Source organism: Monashia sp. HAY1-5C (assembly GCF_056755255.1).
In genome coordinates this window covers 1-252 of record NZ_JBPGXG010000551.1, presented here as the reverse complement: position 1 = coordinate 252, position 252 = coordinate 1, and the positions used below count along the sequence as shown (strand labels likewise).

At 73.4% G+C, this 252-nt stretch carries 1 protein-coding gene; it reads left to right on the top strand.

The features are described from left to right. Window positions 1–30 precede the first annotated feature (30 nt). Window positions 31–252 (top strand): hypothetical protein (locus tag ACR9ZK_RS22730; protein ID WP_481344188.1); only part of this gene is annotated, 222 nt, incomplete at its 3' end.

The following is a 252-nucleotide window of genomic DNA, read 5'->3' as shown; positions in this document are numbered from 1 at the left end:
GCATGCGGCGGTACAGCAGCTGGTCGCCGCATGCTGCGCGCGGCGATGGGCGGCTCGCTGGCCCGCGCGCTGCACGGCGTCATGCCGCCGACCGAGCTGCTCATGATCGACGCGTTGCAGGGCGGCGGCGATGAGCGCCTGGCCCAGGGCCTGCACTTCCTGTCCGGCACCGTCGAGAAGGTCGACGGCATGTTCCGCGCGGTGCGCAAGGCGGTGGCCTACCCGCTGCTGCTGCTCGGCGCGATGACCGCC